This is a genomic window from Burkholderia sp. 22PA0106 (assembly GCF_047497155.1).
Classification (GTDB): Bacteria; Pseudomonadota; Gammaproteobacteria; order Burkholderiales; family Burkholderiaceae; genus Burkholderia.
In genome coordinates this window covers 1829751-1849624 of sequence record NZ_CP163162.1, presented here as the reverse complement: position 1 = coordinate 1849624, position 19874 = coordinate 1829751, and the positions used below count along the sequence as shown (strand labels likewise).

Genomic DNA, 19874 nt, shown 5'->3' with positions numbered 1-19874 from the left:
CGGGCCGAGCCCGCGGGAGACGCAGTCATGACGCAGTTGTTCGAGGATGGGCTGGGCCGGCGCGACGCGAACTATGTGCCGCTGACGCCGACCGATTTCATCGCGCGCGCGGCCGAGGTGTACGGCGACCGGCTCGCCGTGGTGCACGGCGCGCAGCGCTATACCTGGGCCGAAGCCTATGCGCGCGCCCGCCGCCTGGCCGGCGCGCTGGCGCAGGCCGGCATCCGGCGCGGCGACACGGTGGCCGCGCTGCTGCCGAACATCCCGCCGATGCTCGACGCGCATTTCGGCGTGCCGATGACCGGCGCGGTGCTCAACGCGATCAACACGCGGCTCGACGCGGCGTCGGTGCTGTTCGTGCTGCGTCATGGCGAGGCCAAGCTGCTGATCGTCGATACCGAATACGCCGAGGTGGCGCGGCGCGCGGCCGAGGAGCTGCCGGGGCTGCGGATCGTCAGCGTGGCCGACGCGATGCCGGCCGACCCCGCCAGCTTCGCCGGCGCGACCGACTACGAGGCGTTCATCGCGGCCGGCGACCCGGACACGCCGTGGTCACCGCCCGCCGACGAATGGGACGCCATCGCGCTGAACTACACGTCGGGCACCACCGGCGACCCGAAGGGCGTGGTGTATCACCATCGCGGCGCCTATCTGGCCGCGCTGTCCAATCTGTTGGAATGGGACATGCCCAAGCACGCGATCTACCTGTGGACGCTGCCGATGTTCCATTGCAACGGCTGGTGCTTCCCGTGGGCCGTGGCGGCGCGCGCGGGCGTCAACGTCTGCCTGCGCAAGTTCGACGCGCGCACCGTGTTCGACCTGATCCGCCGCGAGGGCGTCACCCACTACAGCGGCGCGCCGATCGTGCACAGCACGCTGGCCAATGCGCCGGCCGAATGGCGCGCGGGCATCGATCACGTGGTGCAGGCGCAGGTGGCGGGCGCGGCACCCGCGCCGGCCGTGATCGCGCGGATGAAATCGATCGGCTTCGCGCTGACTCATGTATACGGGCTGACCGAGGTGTACGGGCCGGCCACCGTGTGCGCCGTGCAGGAGGGCTGGGCCGCGTTGCCCGACGAGGAGGTGGCGCGCCTGACGGCCCGCCAGGGCGTGCGCTACCACCTGCAGGCCGGCGCGACCGTGCTCGATCCGGACACCATGACGCCGGTGCCGGCCGACGGCGAGACGCTCGGCGAGATCATGTTTCGCGGCAACATCTGCATGAAGGGCTATCTGAAGAACCCGCGCGCCACCGACGAAGCGTTCGCCGGCGGCTGGTTCCATACCGGCGATCTCGGCGTGCTGATGCCGGACGGCTATATCCGCATCAAGGATCGCCGCAAGGACATCATCATTTCCGGCGGCGAGAACATTTCGAGCATCGAGCTGGAGGACGTGCTGTATCGGCATCCGGCCGTGGCGGTGGCGGCCGTGGTGGCGCTGCCCGATCCGAAATGGGGCGAGGTGCCGTGCGCGTTCGTCGAGTTGCGCGAGGGCATGACGGCCACCGAGGAGGAGATCCTCGCGCATTGCCGCGCGCTGCTGGCCGGCTACAAGATGCCGAAGGCGGTGCGTTTCGGCGAGCTGCCGAAAACCTCGACCGGCAAGATCCAGAAATTCCAGTTGCGCACGCAGGTGCGTTCGGATGCGGCGATCGACGTCGCGGGGGATTGAACGCGGGGCGGCGTGCCCGGCTGTCGCGACGCGCCGTGCCGGATCAGCGCGTGACGAACGGCGCCGCCGCTTCGGGCGCGGTACGTGCATGGCGGCGCTGGCGCAGCAGCGCGACGCGGCAATTCTCGCGAGCCACGTCGCGGCCCGCATCGTCGAGCAGCACCAGATCGCCGCGCATCACGTTGAACGTGACCACGTTGCCGGTCGGCGAGGCCACCGTTTCGGGCGTGTGCACCGAGCCGGCCGGCTCCAGCACCGTGCTGCCGGCGCGCGCGACCCAATCGTATTCGCGGTAGCGCCATTCGCCTTCCAGCGTATAGACGAACACCGTGCCCTCGTGGCGATGGCGCGGCAGCCTTGTGCCGACCGGCATGCGCAGCAGCACCGTCAGTTCGTCGCGGGCCGCATCGATATGGAGGTACTTGATCGCCAGGCCCGGCAGCGCGTCGGCCATCGGCAGCCACGGCAGGTCGTCGTGTTGCAGGCAGTGGATCGGCGGCAAGGCGGCGACGGCTTCGGTCATGGCGGTATCGACGGGGAGGAAGAGCGGGAGCCGCGATTATCGCAGAGCGGCCGCGCTGCGCTTCCTGTTGCCGCCGCCGCTTCGTGTTGCGCGCTGCCGGTTCGGATCGGCCGGCGCCTCGCGGCGCGTTCGGCGTTATACAGGGGCACGCGGCAATGCCGCCCGCCGGTGGTCGGCGCGGCCGGTTGTTGCCGTGCCAGCCCGACCGATGACCCGAATCCCGTCCCTTCGCCTGCCTGCCGCCGATGCGCCGTCCTTGCCGGACGGTGCGTCGCCGAGCGTGCCGCAAGCGCGCGGCGCCGACGCTGCGGGCGCGCCGGGCGGCCGGATCGCCGCGCTGAAAACCTTGGCCGCCGACGCCAATCGCTCACGCGGCGCGGTGACGGCGCGTCGTGGCGAAACGGTCGAACGCCTCGGGCGGCTGCGCGCCGAGTTGTCGCGCATCGCGCCGTTGCCCGATTCGGCCGACGCGGCGCGCGACGCGATCCTCGCCGCGATGGCGCGCGCCGGCCTGGCCGGCTGGACCGTGCCCGAGCTGCACGACGCCGCCACGCTGTGCTATCGCGACGGCTCGAAGCGGATCGACCTGATCTCGCACGGCGTGGTCTTCAACCCGTGGGGTGCGTTCCGCATCGTCGACCTGCGCGCCGGCGCGGCCGTCTATTTCGAGCTGGCCGGGGCCGGCCCGCGCGAGTTCGTTGCGCCGCGCGAGCGCCGCTCGCCGGTGTTGCTGCCGTCGGCCGGCAAACCGGCGCCCCGGACCGTTTAGACTGCGCGTTTCCGCCTCGGCCACTTCGGAGCCGCCCATGAAACGCATTCTCGTCATCGGTATCGGCAGCGGCGATCCCGATCATCTGACCTTGCAGGCCGTCGACGCGATGCGCCGCGCCGACGTGTTCTTCGTCATGGACAAAGGTCCGGCCAAGGCGACGCTGGTTGCGCTGCGCCACGCGATGCTGGCGCGCCATCGGCCCGACGGCGGTTATCGCGTGGTGGAGGCCGCCAGCCCCGAGCGCGGCCCGGACGGCGACAGCTACGCCGACGCGGTCGCGGCGCTGAACCGCGACAAGCAGCAACTGTTCGAGCGGCTGATCGGCGACGAATTGCGCGACGGCCAATGCGGCGCGTTCCTCGTGTGGGGCGACCCGGCGCTCTACGACAGCACGATGCGGATCGTCGGCGCGATCGCGGCGGGCGGCCGGCACGAAATCGATTACGAGGTGATCCCCGGCATCAGCAGCGTGCAGGCGCTGGCCGCGCGGCATCGCGTGCCGCTCAACGAGATCGGTCGCGGCGTGGCGATCGTCAATGGACGCACGCTGCCGGCGCGTTTGCCCGAGCAGGCGGACAGCGTGGTGGTGATGCTCGATGCCCGCAATGCGTTCGAGCGGGTCGAGGATGAGGTGGATATTTATTGGGGCGCTTATGTGGGCACGCCGGATGAAATTCTGCTGGCGGGGCCGCTGGCCGATACGAAGGACGAGATCGTGCGGGTGCGGGCCGAGGCAAGGGCGCGGCATGGGTGGATCATGGATACGTATTTGTTGAAGCGGCGGAGGGGTGGGGAGGGTTGAGGGCGGTGGGTTATCGGCACGAGAAATAATATAAAAGGGCGCTGGCTTATTGGATTCATTCAATTTGCTTTCAGATTTTGTGAAATTTCGTCGAATTGAATGTCGCGATAGAATCCGGACGCGAGTGGAAGCGCACATGCCGTTTCCAGAGAGAGCTCGCGCCGTTCTCGACTATTCAAAAAAGAGTAACGAATGAATTTGACCGATTTGAATCAGGCCATCCAGGGAGGCCTGATTCAGCAAGACCGGCTCATCAAGACGGACATTCCGTGTTTGCCGGACCACACGATGGTGCCGTGCAGGGTGGTGACCGAATCCGTGCTGGGGCGGGATTTCAGCATCACGCTCGACATGATCTCGAGGGCCGGCGATGTCGAGCTCAAGTCGCTGATCGCGCAGCCCATGACGCTCTGGATACAGCAGGCGAGCATGTCCTATCTGCCCATGAACGGCTACATCCATACCGCGCGCCGGCTCGGTTCGGACGGCAGCTTGACGGCCTACCAATTGACCTTTGCACCGTGGATGCACTTTCTGCGCTTCCGAAGCGATATGCGGTATTGGCAGGATCAATCCGCCGATTCGATCATTACCGACGTATTCAATCAGCATCCGCAATCACAGGGTGGCTTTCAATTCGCTTTGTCGACGGCATTGCCGGCGCGCTCGTATTGCCGGCAGAGCGAATCCGACTGGAATTTCGTCCATCGACTGATGGAGGAAGAAGGGCTGTTCGGATTCTGGCGGCAGGGAACGGACGGCAAGTCGCACATGCTTGTCGTGACCGACGACATCCATTCGCTCGACGAAGCCGTGCCCGATACGATTCTGTTCTACCGGTCCGGCACGGGCAGCGAGGCCGACGCGTTCACTCAATGGGCCGGATCGCGGACGCTGCAAAGTTCGGCGCATACAACGAGAACGTTCGATTACAAGGCGCCGGCACCGGCCGCAAATCCCAAGGGCACAACCCTTCCGACGATGGGAAACCAGGGGGATTTGCCGCAGCAAACGGAAGTTTACGAATACACGGGCGCCTACACCTATCCGAAGCAGGATCGTGGCGAGCATCTGTCGAAGATGCATCTGGAAGCGTGGGAGTCGCAAGCGAAACGGTTCCTCGCAACCGGGGGCGCACGATCGATCGATGCGGGTCAACGCTTCCTGCTGACGGGGCATCCGGAGCATGACCGCGATCCGGCCAGTCGACGTGAATTCGCTGCAATTGCCGTTCGGCGCTACATCGAAAACAATCTCCCGGCCTCGGATCATGAAACGAATTTCCCGCATAGCCTGCAAAAGCGACTGGCTGCGGCGAAGGCGACCTATCAGGGGATGGCTGTTACCCACGACGACGGTGCAACGGGCTTTTATCTGGCCGAAATCGAGACCCAGCGCGTGGCCGTTCCTTACCGAAGTCCGTTCGAGCATGGGAAGCCGAAGGTGCATCTGGAGACCGCGATCGTGGTCGGCCCGGACGGCGAGGAGGTGTACACGGATGAACTGAACCGCGTGAAGGTACGCTTCGTGTGGGATCGCCTCAATGACGGTGACGAGCGTGCCTCATGCTGGGTGCGCGTTGCGCAGTCGGATACGGGCGGTGGCTATGGCGGAGTGCACATGCCGCGCGTGGGCGAGGAAGTCATCATCGGCTACGTGGGCGGCGATTGCGACCGGCCGATCGTGCTGCACCGTGTCTACAACGGTTCGGTGAAGCCGCAGTGGCACAGCAACGGCATTCTGTCCGGCCAGCGCTCGAAGGAATATGCCGGCAGTGGCTACAACCAGGTGGTGATGGACGACGCGACTGGCCAGAATCGCTTGCAACTGATGAGCAGTAGCGCGAACAGCATGCTGCATCTCGGGTATCTGATCGATCAAAACGGAAATGCTCGCGGCGGCTATCTCGGTAGCGGTTTCGATCTTCGTACCGATGATTATGGGGCGGTGCGGGCCGGCCGGGGCCTCTATGTCACGACGTATCCGAAAGCCGTCAACAGTCAGCCGCTCGATGTGAAGGAGGCGCAGCAGCAACTCGTCAACACCGAGAGCGTGGTGGAATCGCTATCGGCCGTCAGCGTGCAGCACCAGGCGGAAAGCCTACAGGATGCACACGATGCGATGCGTGCGTTGACCGATGCAACGCTGAATAGCGCCAGCGGTGCCGCATCGGGTGGCAATACGGCAGGCGGGGGCACCGGCAGTGCGAACGCGTTTCAGCAACCGGTGATGGTGTTCGGCAGCCCGGCCGCGATCGGGTTGTCGTCGCAGCAGTCGTTGCACGTGTCGGCGTCACAGCAGATCAATCTGGTCAGTGGGCAGAGCACGTATATCGCGGTGGGTAAGTCGGTGGTGGCAAGTATCGCGGAAAAAATTAGCCTGTTCGTGCAGAGCGCGGGAATGAAATTGTTCGCGGGCAAGGGGAAGGTGGAGATCCAGGCACAGTCTGACAACATTGAACTGACTGCGCAGAAGGCACTCAAGGTCATTTCGGCAACGGATCTAGTTGAGCTTATTGCCCAGAAAGAAGTATTGCTGACTTCGGGCGGTGCATATATTCGAATTTCAGACGGCAACATCGAAGTGCATGCGCCAGGGAAAATCGATGTCAAAGGGGCGCAGCATAATTTTAGCGGTCCCACTTCCCAGTCTTGGCCGATGCCGCAACTCCCGACAGGGGACTTGAAGTTGCCGGGTAAGTTCGTTTTTTCACAATAATGCTATGTCAGATAGATCGATGAACGTGTCAAGATAAATTATGATTATCAGTTATCCAATTCAATCGATGGACGCTGATGTTGGTGATGCTGCGCGTGATGTCAAATATGCCGATACATGGTTTCCTGATCCCGCGTTCGGCTCAGGCGCCTATCCGCTCAGTGCCAACATGCGTTGGCATGGAGGCGTGCATCTTCGTTACGGAGCAGAGCCAATTCGTGCAGTCGCTGACGGAAAAGTCGTGTTTGTTCGTGCGCCGGCCACGAAAAACTCCAACCCCAATGATCCGCTTAACTACGGCGGAGAATATGACTGGACCGACAACGGTTGCGTTGTCATAGAACATACTGCGGAAACTGGCAAAAATACTCATCTCGTGTTCTGGTCTGTCACGATGCATTTGAAAACGGTTGCCGTGAAAAAGGGAGAGGACATCGAGCGGAAAAAGATTGTTGGGCAAGGAGGGGCGATTTCGGGTTTGCCCGCAGTCCATTTTGAAATTTTCACTAATCAAAATGGCGTAGACGCACTCATCAAACGTGCTGGTGAACCTTATAAGATTTTTTCTGCCAAAGACAATTCTGGGGATTCGGACTTATGGGGAGATATGCACTTCATCGTTCCGGTTGGTGCATCAATCTATGATGAGTCGCCAGAAAAATCTCTGATCGAGCGTGACGAATGGAAGGGGCGAAAGTCCGCGCACGATAAAGCCGAGCACAAGCGAATCCAAGCCGTGCTCGCCGCGGCGCACCGAAATCATATACAGCCCGATCCTGCCGCAATCCATGTTCAGCCATTTGGTGAGCCGGAGCCGATCAAGATGACGCCGAAACAGGTTGGCGTAACGGACAAGATTCTCTATGTCAGTATTGCATTCAAGAATGGGACGTATTCATCGAGCAGCTTTTCTGAAAGTGGCGATCTGATCGGAGAGGTACTTGCACCTATGGCACGGTATGAGTATGAAATGCATGCGATTAGTAAAATAATTGCACCTGAGTCGGAGAGTGCGGCCTACGAATTATTAAGATATGGGCGAGTCGTAGGTGAGGATGCGCTGCATGAGGCCAATGTGGCCAACTGGAAGTATCTTGTTTGGGGAGTGGACAAGGTCGGGGCCGTTAATCTGAATGCCGCGAATGTAATCAAACTCTCCGATGCCGATTTTCCAAAATTTCTCGGGTGGATTCGCGTTCCTAACGGTGGAAAGGGAACAGGGTCGACGCCAGACGGGCGCTGTGACGTCAAGGCCGTGCTCGAACTGATCGGCACATCGAACGTAGGAGATGTCACGGATGACGTTGCTCGCTCGAAACTCAACGATGCTGGTGTGCGTAAAAAATTGCGCCGCCTGGTGTGTGAATTTCACACTGAGTGGGATCCGTCTTCGTTCGATCAGGTTTATGAATTCTTACTCACGGATGGTACTTGGGGGGACAATTCGGTTCGGTCGGCCCTGACGCGGGAACAGTACGATCAATTCAAGCAACATGCGCTTGCGCAACAGTGGTGGAGCGATGCAGCACTTGGTCTGAGTCCAACTTTGTGGCATTTTCATCCTATCGAGTTTATTACCTGGATGCGGAAGTGCGGTTGGATTGATAAGTCCACGCTGGCTCAAATTTACTCTAAAACACCGGAGTCGATTAGAGAGCGCTATCGTATAGCGTTGAATCAAGTAATGCAGAAGTATGTTTTCACGACTCCTTTGCGACAATCGCATTTTTTGGGGCAGGGAGCGGTTGAGTCGGGCAGCCTCACAACCATGCAAGAAGCCAGTATGCTCAATGGGAAACTCAACCCGAAGTCGCTGGTATCCGAGGCGGATCTTGGGCACTGGTATGGAAGGGAGGCTGGGGAGCTCGATAGTTATTTTAGTAGCGATAAAATAAATAGCAAAGGGGGCTTGATTGCGCATTCCTATAGCTGGTTGCTTGGAAATGTCGGCGATGTTGATGCGCAGAAATTTCGTGGTCGAGGCTTCAAGCAACTCACGGGGAGATCCAATTACTCAGATTATTGGACATATCGAGGTTGGTTGAAAAAGGCTGATTTTGATGCCAGTTGGTGGTCGGATCGCGCATACAAGAATCATGATCCAGGGCGTATGTCATTGCGGCCCGCACCAATTGATGATCCCGACCGAGTTATTGTCAATCCATTTAATTGCATTGATAGTGGGGGATTTTATGTAACGTATATTCGGCCTGATATAAAGGCTGAGATAGATAAGGGAGGTGCTAAAATTCCAGCTACTGATGGGGAGATTGGTGCGCTAAAAGAGAGATCGTTGATTGTTAGTAAAGCAATCAACGGACAAGGTGTTCAGGCCGAGGATCGCTACAAAGACACGCTTGCAGCTTTAAAGGTGTTAAATTGAAGATATCTAAATTTTTTGCTGTTTTGATTGTATTTTTTTCTTCTGGTGTTTGCGCTGATGGTTTTGAGTCGGTGAGCTATGTCACGTCAACAGGGTCAATTGTCGTTCGTGATAGTCATGGCGCAGAAAAGCAGTGTGAAATAGATCAAAGACTAAAAGATGTCACGCCGCAGTTCAATTGGAATAAGACGATTGTTATTCTAGGTGATATCGAATATGTGACGGTGGATTCGCTTATTGCATGCCAGGGAGGGAAGGTTCAGGTTGAGCGAATTCCCAAGAAGGTGGGTGCTGTGGCTGATGTTAATGTCACAAAAAAACTGTATCTTGCCTTAGATGTCGTCGCAGTCAGACCATTTAGTTTCATTGCCACGGTCGGGAGGTTGGGGTCCGATCGGGCGGTGGCGAATTTCCCAGGTATGTATAGTCACTCAAAAAGTCAGCAGAAAATTGCAGAGGAATCATTTGGCTATAACGAATTGTTATCTCTCGCAAGGATTTCCGCTGACGGTCGATATGTTAGTGCGGATGGCAGTATGTCGTGTGGGCCCGACTCTTATCCTGGTGTTTGGGATCTGGAAAGCAAGAAGAATGTCGTTCGAGATGGAGGGTGTGAATCACTATTCGGCGGCCCTTGATCGGGAGGTGAACGTTTGTTTTGTCGAATTACAAGATCCTCCTGGAAAATGCATTCGAGGTCTTGCGGTAAAAGCATCATTCAGGCGCCGATGTTGGCGCTCGATACTAGTGAATGCCTTAATCGGACGGCCGCAGCGCGGGGGGCTGACATCGTGAATTCCAATCCATGTCAGAAGCCCGCCCGCGCGCTATCCTACGCACCTTGACCCAATCGACTTTCATAGATCCGACTCCTTTCAGTCCAACCTCGCCGTTTTCGTCGCCAAGCAGCCCCACCCGAACCCCGTGCCCCCCGCCGTCCCCACCCCGTACGCCTTCTACTACCTCGACAATTTCGAGCGCGCCCTGGCCTGGCTTGCCGCCCGCTACGACGACCTGTTCGACGCCGCCGAACTCGGCTTCCTGCAAGCGTTCGCGGCCTTGCCGCAACCATCGCGCGCGTTACTCGTGCGCATGCTGATGCGCAGCGGCCCGTATTTCCGCGAAAGCAAGCTGGCCTACGACGAGATCGGCGCGACGCCGGCCGCCGCCGCGCCGCTGGTGGCGCTCGGCTGGGTCGACGCAGCGCCCGCGTTGACGCTCGACGGCGTGTTCGCGCTTGCCACGCGCCCGGAACTGAGCCAGCGATTCGCCGCGCCAAAGGGCGCGCGCAAGGCCGAATGGCTCGACGCGCTGCGCGCCGAACACAGCACCGAACAGGCCTTCGAGGCCTGGCTGCCGGCCACCGGCGATCGTGTGCTGGAAGTGCGCGTCGGCGCGCTGTGCGACCGGCTGCGGCTGATGTTCTTCGGCAATCTCCATCAGGACTGGTCGGAATTCGTGCTGGCCGATCTCGGCGTGTTCCAGTACGAGCGCGTCGAATTGGCGCCGTCTTCGCGTGCGTTCCAGCGACGCGCCGACGTCGATGCGTATCTCGCGCTGTTCGTCTTGCGCGACGCGCTCGATGTGTGGCCCGAAGCCATGCCGCTCGACACGCTGACAAGCCACGTCAACGCGATCGATTGCCCGCAGCCCTGGCTCGGCACGCGCCGCGCCAAGCTGCTGCACCAGATCGGCAATGCCTGCGAGCGTCGCGAGGATTGGGCCGGCGCGCTGGCGGCCTACGGCGCGAGCGCCTGGCCCGGCAGCCGCCACCGCCAGGTGCGCGTGCTGGAGCGCTGCGGCCGCGACGCCGACGCGCTGGCGCTGGCCGAAACGGCCGCCGCGCAACCGGAAAACGAGGAGGAGCGGCAGCGCATCGCGCGGATGATGCCGCGCCTGCTGCGGCGTGCCGGCCGGCCCGGCGCGCGGGCAATGGCCGCCGCGCCGGCCGCACGCGAGACGCTGGTGCTGGCGGTGCCGGACCGATCGCATTCGGTCGAAACGGCGGTGGGCGCGCACTTGAGCGGCGACGGTGCGATCGTTTATTACGTCGAGAACACGCTGATCAATTCGCTGTTCGGGCTGCTATGCTGGGATGCGGTGTTCGCGGCCGTGCCCGGCGCATTCTTTCACCCGTTCCAGCGCGGCCCGGCCGATCTGCACGCGCCCGATTTCCGGCTGCGGCGCGCCGCGCAACTCGACGCGAGCCTGGCCGAACTCGATACCGGCGCGTATCGCGACACCATCGTGCGCCGCTATCGCGAGAAGGCCGGGCTGCAATCGCCGTTCGTGTTCTGGGGCGCGCTCGACGACGCGCTGCTGGCGCTCGCGCTCGACTGCATCGATCCGCGCCATCTGCGCCGCTGTTTCGAGCGCCTGCTCGACGACCTGCGCATCAACCGCTCCGGGCTGCCCGACCTGATCCGCTTCTGGCCGGCCGAGCGCCGCTACGAACTGATCGAGGTGAAAGGGCCGGGCGACCGGCTCCAGGACAACCAGATCCGCTGGCTCGACTACTGCGTCGCGCACGGCGTGCCGGTGCGCGTGATCGACGTCGAATGGGCCGAACCCGAGGCGCAGGAGCGCTGCGCATGAACTACACCGTCGCCGTGCGCGCGATGTGCGAGTTCACCGCGAAAGCCGGCGATCTCGACCTGCGTTTCACGCCTGCGCCGTCGTCGCAGGAAGGCATCGTCGGGCACGGCATCGTCACGTCGCGCCGCGACGACGGTTACGAACGCGAGATCGCACTGACCGGCGAGCACGGCGGCGTCAGCGTGCGCGGGCGCGCCGACGGCTACGATCCGGCGCTGAACCGCCTGGAGGAAATCAAGACCTATCGCGGCGACCTGAATCGCATGCCGGCCAACCACCGCGCGCTGCATTGGGCGCAGGCGCGCGTCTACGGGCATCTGCTCTGCAAGATGCGCGACCTGGCGAACCTGACGGTGGCGATCGTCTATTACGACGTCGATTCGCAGCGCGAATCGGTGCTGACCGAGACGCACAGCGCGGATTCGCTGCGCGATTGGTTCGAATCGCAATGCGAGCGCTTCGCCGTGTTCGCCGCCAGCGAGGCCGCGCATCGCGAGGCGCGCGACGCGGCGCTGCGTGTGCTGCCGTTTCCGCACGGCGCGTTTCGCAGCGGCCAGCGCGCGCTGGCGGCCGACGTCTATCGCGCGGCGCGCGACGGCCGCGCGCTGCTCGCGCAGGCGCCCACCGGCATCGGCAAGACCGTCGGCACGCTGTTCCCGATGCTGCGCGCTTGCGGCGACGGCTATCTCGACCGCGTGCTGTTCCTGACCGCCAAGACGCCGGGCCGTGCGCTCGCGCTCGACGCGCTGGAACTGCTGCGCGGCGCGCACCGGGCGGCGGCAATGCAGGCGGGGCCGGTCGCTGAAGCGGCCGAAGCTGTTGAAGCTGTTGATTCCACGGATTCCACGGATTCCACCGAAGCAGCCGAAGCAGCCGAAGCAGCCGAAACCGCCGAAACCGCCGAAACCGCCGAAACCGCCGAAACCGCCGAAGCTTCCGAATTCGCCAAAGCAGCCAACGCCACCGTAACCGTCGAACAAGCCGAAGCGCATGCCCCGGCCGCGACCGAAGCCGCATCCCGGCCGGACGCCGCAGCCGCAGCCGCAGCCACCGCAGCCACCGCAGCCACCGTCACCGAAACCCCCATCCTCCCGCTCCGCACACTCGAACTGGTCGCCCGCGACAAGGCCTGCGAACACCCCGACCGCGCCTGCCACGGCGAATCGTGCCCGCTCGCGCGCGGCTTCTTCGACCGCCTCGACGGCGCGCGCACCGACGCGCTGGTCCGCTACCGGCTCGACCGAGCGACGGTGCGCGAGGTCGCGCTCGCCCACGACATCTGCCCGTACTACCTCGCACAAGAGTTGGCGCGCTGGAGCGACGTGATCGTCGGCGACTACAACTACTATTACGACGGCAGCGCGCTGCTGCACTCGCTGGCGGTGCAGAACCAGTGGCGGATCGGCGTGCTGGTCGACGAGGCCCACAATCTGCTCGACCGCGCGCGCGGCATGTACAGCGCGACGCTCGACCAGTTCGTCATGGCCGACGCCAAGCGCCGCGCCACGCCCGCGCTGGCCGCGCCGCTCGAACGGCTGAACCGCGAGTGGAACGCGCTGAACCGCGAGCAGACCGAAAGCTATCTCGTGCACGACAAGGTGCCGCAGGCGCTGCTGCTGGCCGCGCAACGCTTTATCGGCCGCGTCAGCGAGCTGATGGCCGACGTGCCGCTGTCGATCGAGCCGCAGGTGCTGCAGTTCGCGTTCGACGCGATGCACTTCGTCAATCTGGCCGAACAGTTCGACACCCATTCGATCTTCGATTCCACGCTGGTGGAGGGCGAGGCGGCGCGCGTGCGCGGCTCGCGTGGCGGCAAGGCCAAATCGGTGCTGTGCGTGCGCAACGTGATTCCCGCCGATTTCCTCGCGCCGCGCCATGCGCTCGCGCGCGCCACGGTGCTGTTCTCGGGCACGCTGACGCCGTTCCATTTCTATCTCGACACGCTCGGGCTGCCGGACGCCACGCCGTCGCTCGACGTCGACGGGCCGTTCCGCGCCGAGCAACTGGCCGTGCGCGTGGCCGGGCACGTGTCGACGCGCTGGCGCGACCGCGACAGCTCGCTGGCGCCGATCGTCGAGCTGATCGCGCGGCAATACGCCGAGCGGCCCGGCAACTATCTGGGCTTTCTGAGCAGCTTCGATTACCTGCGGCGCGTCGTCGAACTGATGCGCGAGCGTCATCCCGACGTGCCCGTGTGGATGCAGGAGCGCGGCATGGACGAGGCCGCGCGCGACGCATTCCTCGCGAGGTTCCACGACGGCGGGCAGGGGGTGGGCTTCGCCGTGCTGGGCGGCGCGTTCGCGGAAGGCATCGATCTGGTGGGCGACAAGCTGATCGGCGCGTTCATCGCCACGCTCGGGCTGCCGCAGGTCAACCCGGTCAACGAGCAGATGCGGCGCGCGCTCGATGCGCGCTTCGGCAGCGGCTACGACTACATGTACCTGTTTCCGGGCGTGCAGAAAGTGGTGCAGGCGGCCGGCCGCGTGATCCGCACCGAGCGCGACGAGGGCGTCGTGCACCTGATCGATGACCGTTATCGGCGGCGCGAGGTGCAGCGGCTGCTGCCGAAATGGTGGCGGATCGATTGAACAGGGCCGGGAAGGCGGCCCCAGGTTCAGGCCGCTTTCTTCAGGCTGCGCGGCGGTCGGCCGTTTCCGTGGGCGGCGAGGCGTCGCCGTTTGCCTTTGTTGCCGCCGCTTCCGGCGGAATCCCGATCTTCCACACGAAAACCGGCTCCGTGCCGTTGACCGACCGATCCCCGACGATCCGCGCCTTGTAGATCACCGGGTTGTGCGACGACACCGTGCGCGCGTTGCGCCAGTGCCGATCGAGCGCGGCCGCCTCGCGCGTGGCCGACGCCCCGAGCGCGTTGAACAGATGCGAGCCGGCCCGCTGCGCCAGTTCGCTGATTACCACCTGGCCTTGTGCCGACTCCAGTTCCGCGTCGACGTTGGCCGCGTGCTCGGCCGGCGTATCCGTGCCGTCGTGCAACTCGTAGGCGCGCTGGGCCGGTTCGGCCGCGCGCACCGCGATCGCCTCGGCCGCGTAGGCCCACGACGCCACTTCGCCCACTACCTGAAGGATCTGCGGATCGTCGGCGGCGCGCGCGGCCGCGCCGTGGCTGTAGACGCGGCGGCGCTCGCGCACCAGCCGCGCCGTGTCGCGTTCGGCGGCGCGCGCGATGCCGGCCAGCGTCGCCAGATGGAACAACTGGTAGAACGCGGTTTGATAGCGGAAACGCTGCGAGAACGGGATCAAGCCGTGCGGATCGACACGCGCGCCCTTGAAGCGCGCCGTGCCGCTGGCGGTGGTGCGCTGGCCGAAGCCGTCCCAGTCGTCGGCGATCTCCACGCCGGGCTGTTTCGCGGCCACGGCCGCGATCACCGGCAGGCCGTCCTCGGCGCGCTGCGCGTAGACGTCGATCCAGTCCGCATACAGGCTGCCTGTGGTGTAGAACTTTTCGCCGTCCACCACCCATTCGCCGTCGCGCCGGTGCACCTTGGTGCCGGCCTCGCCGATCACGGCCTCGCCGATCTCGCTCCAGGCGTTGCCGGCCAGCTCGCCGGCGACGAAACGCGCCAGCCAGACGTCGCGCGCCTCGCCGGGCGCGGCGTTGAGCCAATCCTCGACGAACGCGAAATGGCCGCGCAGCGCCTGCGGCAGGTTCGAATCGGCGGCGGCCAGCTCGGTCAGCAGCCGGAACAGTTGCGGCAGCGACGCACCCGAACCGCCTGAGTCAGTGGGCACGCGCACCGAGCCGAAGCCGGCCTCGCGCAGCCAGCGGATCGGCTCTACCGGCAGCGTGCGGGTTCGGTCGCGCTCGGCGGCGCCTTCGGCGATGCGCGCGAACACGGGGCGAAAGCGCGCCGCGAGCGCGTCGTAATCGGTGCCGGTGGAGAGGGTCGGGCGGTCGGCGGTGTGCGGCATGGCGGGTACTCCTCGCTGGTGGATCGAAATCGAGTTATACGAAGCCGTGCCTACCACTGGCAACGAACGAGTTTGCGAATCGATATTCCGTGAAGAAGGATAGCTAAGAGGCAATAAACATAATATGCGGTAGGTTGGTTTTCATTTTAATTAATCTTAGGTGCCTTATCTGGCGCTGATTCGATATAAAAATAAACATTGTAAGTTTGTGATTGACGCTCCGAAAAACCGCATGTTAATTTTGCGCCGTCTTCGAATGCATTCGAAGATGCGGAAACATAACGAGAACTGTATTTTCAATCACGTATGGGGAACGACATGGCAGAAATCTATCCGTTCAATCACACCGGCAATTTCACGATCGGCAAGCTGGGCCTTCCGGGCGGCCTGCTGCTGAAGGCGATTCTCACGGTGCCGCAAGCCAGCAACAAGGTGACGGGCCACGGGGTGCTGACCCAGGCTACCAACCCGCCGCTGCATAACGAAACGGCGTTCAACGGCTCGGTGCACGCGCTCGGCCTGGGCGAAGCCAAGCAGGTGTACGCGCTGCAAGGCTCGGCGATTCCGCCGCTGCTGGGCGCGCCGCATGTCACGGAACTGGTGATCCAGCTCGACGGCATCTGGGGCAAGACCGGCAAGGCGTCCTACACGTACGTGCTCGGCGATACCGTGCATCGCATCGAAGATCAGGATGTCGCCGTGCAATGGCTGCTGCAAAACAGCGAACGCGCCGCCTGAGCATGTATTAGTTTTGTAATAAACCCGCCCGACATGATCGGGCGGGTTTTATTTATTCAAGTGTTTAAGGCGTGGCGATTAATCGCGCGAATTGGTTTCGCCTCGCCGCACGGCCGGATCATTCAGCAATTCCCCCAGCGTGCGAATCGCGCGTTCGATTTCATCGCTCCACGGATGGCCGAAATTCACGCGAATGCAATTCGCGAACGCATGCGAGGCTGAAAAGATCGGCCCCGGCGCAAGACCCACGCCGAGTGCCAGCGCACGCGCATGCAGCGCCATCGCATCGATCTCGTCGGGCAATTCGATCCATACGAAATAACCGCCTTGCGGGCGGGCCCAGCGCACCTCGCGCGGCAGCCAACGTGCGATCGCGCGGGCCATCGCGTCGAGCTGGGTTTCGAGCGCGCCGCGCAGCTTGCGCAGATGGCGGTCGTAGCCGCCGTGTTCGAGGTAATCGGCCAGGCCGGCCTGCACAGGGATGCTGGCCGAGAGGGTGGTCATCAGCTTCAGGCGCTGCACGCGCGCCGCGAAGCGCCCGGCCGAGGCCCAGCCGATGCGGTAGCCGGGCGCGAGCGTTTTCGAGAACGAACTGCAATGCATGACGAGGCCGTGCCGGTCGAACGCGCGCGCGGGCAGCGGCGCGCGTGGGCCGAAATACAACTCGCCGTACACGTCGTCCTCGATCAGCGGCACCTGATGGCGCGCCAGCAATTCCACCAGCGCGCGCTTGCGCGCCTCGGCCAGCAGCGCCCCGGTGGGGTTCTGGAAGCTCGTCATGAACCAGCAGGCGCGGATCGGATGGCGCGCCAGCGCATCGGTCAACGCATCGAGATCGAGGCCCGTGACCGGATCGACGGGAATCTCCACGGCGCGCAGGTCGAGCCGCTCGATCGCCTGCAACGCGGCGTAGAAGCCAGGCGCTTCCACGGCCACCACGTCGCCGGGGCGCGTGACGGCCATCAGGCACAGATTCAGCGCTTCGAGCGCACCGTTGGTCACGACGATCTCGTCGAGCGGCTGCGCGATGCCGAGCCCGAGATAGCGCAGCGCGATCTGGCGGCGCAAGGCCTCGTTGCCGGGCGGCAGATCGACCACGGTGCTCCACGGATCGAGCTCGCGCGCGGCGCTGGCCAGCGATTTGGCGAGGCGCGGCAGCGGGAACAGCGCCGGGGACGGGAACGCCGAGCCGAGCGGCGCGATGTCGGGGCGCTTGACGGCGTCGAGTACGGAGAACACCAGCTCGCTGATGTCCACCCGCGTGGACGGCGGATGCGCGGCATCGGCTGCCGCCTGGGCTGCCTGGGCCGGGATGGCGGCCAGCCGCGCGCCCGGCGCGACGAAATAGCCCGAGCGCTCGCGGGCGCGGATCAAGCCCCATTCTTCCAGCAGGTAGTAGGCGCGGAACACGGTCGACTGGCTGACGCCGTGCTGCGCGATGATCTGGCGCAGCGACGGCAGCCGTGCGCCCACGGCCACGTTGCCCGAGCGGATCTCGTCGGCCAGCGCGTGCGCGAGCGCTTCGTAGCGCGTGCCGGGGGCGGCCGGGCCGGTGCGGCGCGTCATCGTGCGCGCCTCGCGCCGCCTGCACGGCCCACGGCGCGCGCGCGAAGCGGGCGGCAGGCGAGGGAGGCGGGAAGTCGGAACATGGCGGGGCGCTCGATGCAAGGGAGGCAGGACGGCGATTGTAGGGGATCGATCGATGGCCGAACAGCCGGCCGAACGGCCAGGGCGATGGTCCGACCGGCGCAGCGCGCCCGGGCAAACATGCCGCCCAAGCCGAAACACATCGTCCCGCACGAGCCACACCCCGGCGAACGCCACCAGGTGCCACCCTTCCCAGCGCAAGCCCTTTCCTTTTCAGGTTTAATCGGTTGGTCGCGTCGATCCGTCGCACTAGCATGACGCGCATCGACATCCCTCGCGCCGCTTCACTCCCATCACGCGGCGCGTCCCACATCCCCCCGGAGGAAACCCGCTATGGCAACCCGCTCGCTCGGCAGTTCGGATATCCAGGTGTCGCCGCTGATGTTCGGCGGCAACGTGTTCGGCTGGACCGCCGACGAAGCCACGTCGTTTTCGCTGCTCGACGCGCTCGAAGACACGGGCATCAACTTCATCGATACCGCCGACGTCTATTCGGCCTGGGTGCCGGGCAACCAGGGCGGCGAATCGGAAACGATCCTCGGCAAGTGGTTCAAGCGTTCGGGCAAGCGCGAACGCTTCGTGCTGGCCACCAAGGTAGGCATGCTCGAAGCGCGCGCCGGGCTGTCGCGCGAGAACATCCTGAAGGCCGTCGACGATTCGCTGCGCCGCCTGCAGACCGATTACATCGACCTGTATTTCTCGCACCGCGATTTCGCCGATTCGGCCTCGCTGGAAGAAACGCTGGGCGCGTACCGCACGCTGGTCGATGCGGGCAAGGTGCGGATCATCGGCGCGTCGAACTACAGCGGCGCGCGGCTGCGCGAGGCGGCCGAGATCAGCCGTCGCGACGGCCTGCCGGCCTATCAGGTGATTCAGCCCGAGTACAACCTGTACGACCGCGCCGATTACGAACGCGATCTCGAACCGGTCGTCGAGGACCTGAAGCTCGGCGTGGTCAACTATTACGCGCTGGCCAGCGGCTTCCTGAGCGGCAAGTACCGCAGCCAGGCCGATTTCGGCAAGAGCAAGCGCGGCGCGCGCATCGATAAATACCTGAACCCGCGCGGCCTGCGGATTCTCGATGCGCTCGACGCCCTGGCCGAGCGGCACGGCGCGACACCCGCCTCGGTGGCGCTGGCCTGGCAGATCGCCCGGCCCAGCATCACCGCGCCGATCGCCAGCGCCACCTCGCTCGATCAATTGAAGGCGCTCGGCGAGGCGATCCGCCTGAACCTGAGCGCCGACGATGTACGCCAACTCGACGAGGCCAGCGCCGCCTGAGCGCTCACGCCCGATGCGCGCCGGCATTGCCGCCGGCGCAACACCAAGCGGCCCGGTGCACGATGTGCCCGGGCCGTTGCTTTTCTCGCCTGTTTACATAGGCGTGTCGCCGCTCAGGCCGGCAGCTTGCGGAACGCCACCGCGAAACGGTTCCACGCATTGATCGCGCCGACCAGCAGCGTCAGGTCGACCAGTTCGGCGTCGCTGAAATGCGGGCGCACGGCCTGCCAGACAGCGTCGGGCACATGCTCGTGCGACACCAGCGTCAGCGCCTCGGTCCATTCGAGCGCGGCGCGCTCGCGTTCGGTGAAGAACGGCGATTCGCGCCAGACCACCACGGTGGCGAGCCGGCGATCGGTTTCGCCGTTCTTGCGCGCATCGGCGGTGTGCATGTCCACGCAATAGGCGCAGCCGTTGATCTGCGAGGCCCGCAGGCGCACCAGTTCGAGCAGCGCGTGGTCGAGCGCGCAACGTTCGATATGCGCTTCGAGCGCGAGCATGGCCTTGATGGCGGGCGGGTTGGCTTGGTAGAAATCGAGGCGGGACGACATGGTGAACTCCGTGTTGGGTGAGGGCGCGTGGTGACGCGGTGAACACAGAGTAGAGGTGTCGGTGGCTATGAAAAATGTCCAATTTCTGGAATTTTCAGGTAGCCACTAAAACGGGCCGGCCGGACGCCATGCCGTCTGCCCGATCGGCTGGATCGTGTCATCCGCAGGTACGAAAACTGCGAAACCGGCGCGGCACGTTCATCGAAATGATTCATCCCGAATAGTGGATTTCGCGAAACGTTGTTGCAGAACGGTCGTGCGAA

General features: G+C 63.9%; 14 protein-coding genes. 10 read left to right on the top strand and 4 right to left on the bottom strand.

Annotation, left to right across the window (positions count from 1 at the left end; genetic code table 11):
• Nucleotides 1–27: 27 nt before the first annotated feature.
• On the top strand, nucleotides 28–1674 hold the full coding sequence (locus AB4850_RS07905) for an acyl-CoA synthetase (RefSeq protein ID WP_414439269.1): 1647 nt from the start codon (nucleotides 28–30) through the stop codon (nucleotides 1672–1674).
• A gap of 43 nt (nucleotides 1675–1717) precedes the next feature.
• Here the strand turns inward: AB4850_RS07905 and AB4850_RS07900 are convergent, their stop codons facing one another.
• On the bottom strand, nucleotides 1718–2197 hold the full coding sequence (locus AB4850_RS07900) for a 2,4'-dihydroxyacetophenone dioxygenase family protein (protein WP_414439268.1): 480 nt from the start codon (nucleotides 2195–2197) through the stop codon (nucleotides 1718–1720).
• A gap of 208 nt (nucleotides 2198–2405) precedes the next feature.
• Here AB4850_RS07900 and AB4850_RS07895 point away from each other — a divergent pair, with 208 nt between their 5' ends.
• The 7 genes from AB4850_RS07895 (at nucleotide 2406) to AB4850_RS07865 (ending at nucleotide 14055) form a co-directional block, all read left to right on the top strand.
• A complete protein-coding gene (locus AB4850_RS07895) occupies nucleotides 2406–2966 on the top strand; it encodes a hypothetical protein (RefSeq protein WP_414439267.1) in 561 nt (186 codons plus the stop codon).
• A 37-nt stretch (nucleotides 2967–3003) separates the two neighbouring features.
• The gene (cobF, locus tag AB4850_RS07890; RefSeq protein ID WP_414439266.1) at nucleotides 3004–3771 is read left to right on the top strand and encodes a precorrin-6A synthase (deacetylating); all 768 of its coding nucleotides are present in this window, start codon (nucleotides 3004–3006) and stop codon (nucleotides 3769–3771) included.
• Between the two features lie 192 nt (nucleotides 3772–3963).
• Nucleotides 3964–6489 (top strand): type VI secretion system Vgr family protein, encoded by a 2526-nt coding sequence (locus AB4850_RS07885; protein ID WP_414439265.1) that lies wholly within the window; start codon nucleotides 3964–3966, stop codon nucleotides 6487–6489.
• Between the two features lie 40 nt (nucleotides 6490–6529).
• Complete coding sequence (locus tag AB4850_RS07880) at nucleotides 6530–8872, top strand: hypothetical protein (RefSeq protein WP_414439264.1); 2343 nt, start codon at nucleotides 6530–6532, stop codon at nucleotides 8870–8872.
• Nucleotides 8869–9510, top strand: a complete 642-nt coding sequence (locus tag AB4850_RS07875) for a hypothetical protein (RefSeq protein ID WP_414439263.1) — start codon at nucleotides 8869–8871, stop codon at nucleotides 9508–9510. The genes AB4850_RS07880 and AB4850_RS07875 overlap by 4 nt, the downstream gene beginning before the upstream one ends.
• Nucleotides 9511–9796: 286 nt before the next feature.
• Nucleotides 9797–11467, top strand: a complete 1671-nt coding sequence (locus AB4850_RS07870; protein ID WP_414439262.1) for a VRR-NUC domain-containing protein — start codon at nucleotides 9797–9799, stop codon at nucleotides 11465–11467.
• Nucleotides 11464–14055: an ATP-dependent DNA helicase gene (locus AB4850_RS07865; protein ID WP_414439261.1), complete on the top strand. Its 2592-nt coding sequence runs from the start codon at nucleotides 11464–11466 to the stop codon at nucleotides 14053–14055. Before AB4850_RS07870 ends, AB4850_RS07865 begins: the two co-directional genes overlap by 4 nt.
• 40 nt (nucleotides 14056–14095) lie before the next feature.
• On the opposite strand, the gene AB4850_RS07860 is transcribed toward AB4850_RS07865, so the two are convergent.
• Nucleotides 14096–15394, bottom strand: a complete 1299-nt coding sequence (locus tag AB4850_RS07860) for an acyl-CoA dehydrogenase family protein (protein WP_414439260.1) — start codon at nucleotides 15392–15394, stop codon at nucleotides 14096–14098.
• A 318-nt stretch (nucleotides 15395–15712) separates the two neighbouring features.
• On the opposite strand from AB4850_RS07860, the gene AB4850_RS07855 reads away from it, so the two are divergent.
• A complete protein-coding gene (locus AB4850_RS07855; RefSeq protein WP_414439259.1) occupies nucleotides 15713–16132 on the top strand; it encodes a DUF1842 domain-containing protein in 420 nt (139 codons plus the stop codon).
• A 78-nt stretch (nucleotides 16133–16210) separates the two neighbouring features.
• On the opposite strand, the gene AB4850_RS07850 is transcribed toward AB4850_RS07855, so the two are convergent.
• On the bottom strand, nucleotides 16211–17698 hold the full coding sequence (locus tag AB4850_RS07850) for a PLP-dependent aminotransferase family protein (protein ID WP_414439258.1): 1488 nt from the start codon (nucleotides 17696–17698) through the stop codon (nucleotides 16211–16213).
• A 414-nt stretch (nucleotides 17699–18112) separates the two neighbouring features.
• Here AB4850_RS07850 and AB4850_RS07845 point away from each other — a divergent pair, with 414 nt between their 5' ends.
• Nucleotides 18113–19060 carry an aldo/keto reductase gene (locus tag AB4850_RS07845; RefSeq protein ID WP_414439257.1) on the top strand — a complete coding sequence of 316 codons (948 nt, stop codon included), beginning with the start codon at nucleotides 18113–18115 and terminating at the stop codon, nucleotides 19058–19060.
• 113 nt (nucleotides 19061–19173) lie between these two features.
• Here the strand turns inward: AB4850_RS07845 and AB4850_RS07840 are convergent, their stop codons facing one another.
• The gene (locus tag AB4850_RS07840) at nucleotides 19174–19611 is read right to left on the bottom strand and encodes a carboxymuconolactone decarboxylase family protein (RefSeq protein ID WP_414439256.1); all 438 of its coding nucleotides are present in this window, start codon (nucleotides 19609–19611) and stop codon (nucleotides 19174–19176) included.
• Between the last annotated feature and the right edge of the window lie 263 nt (nucleotides 19612–19874).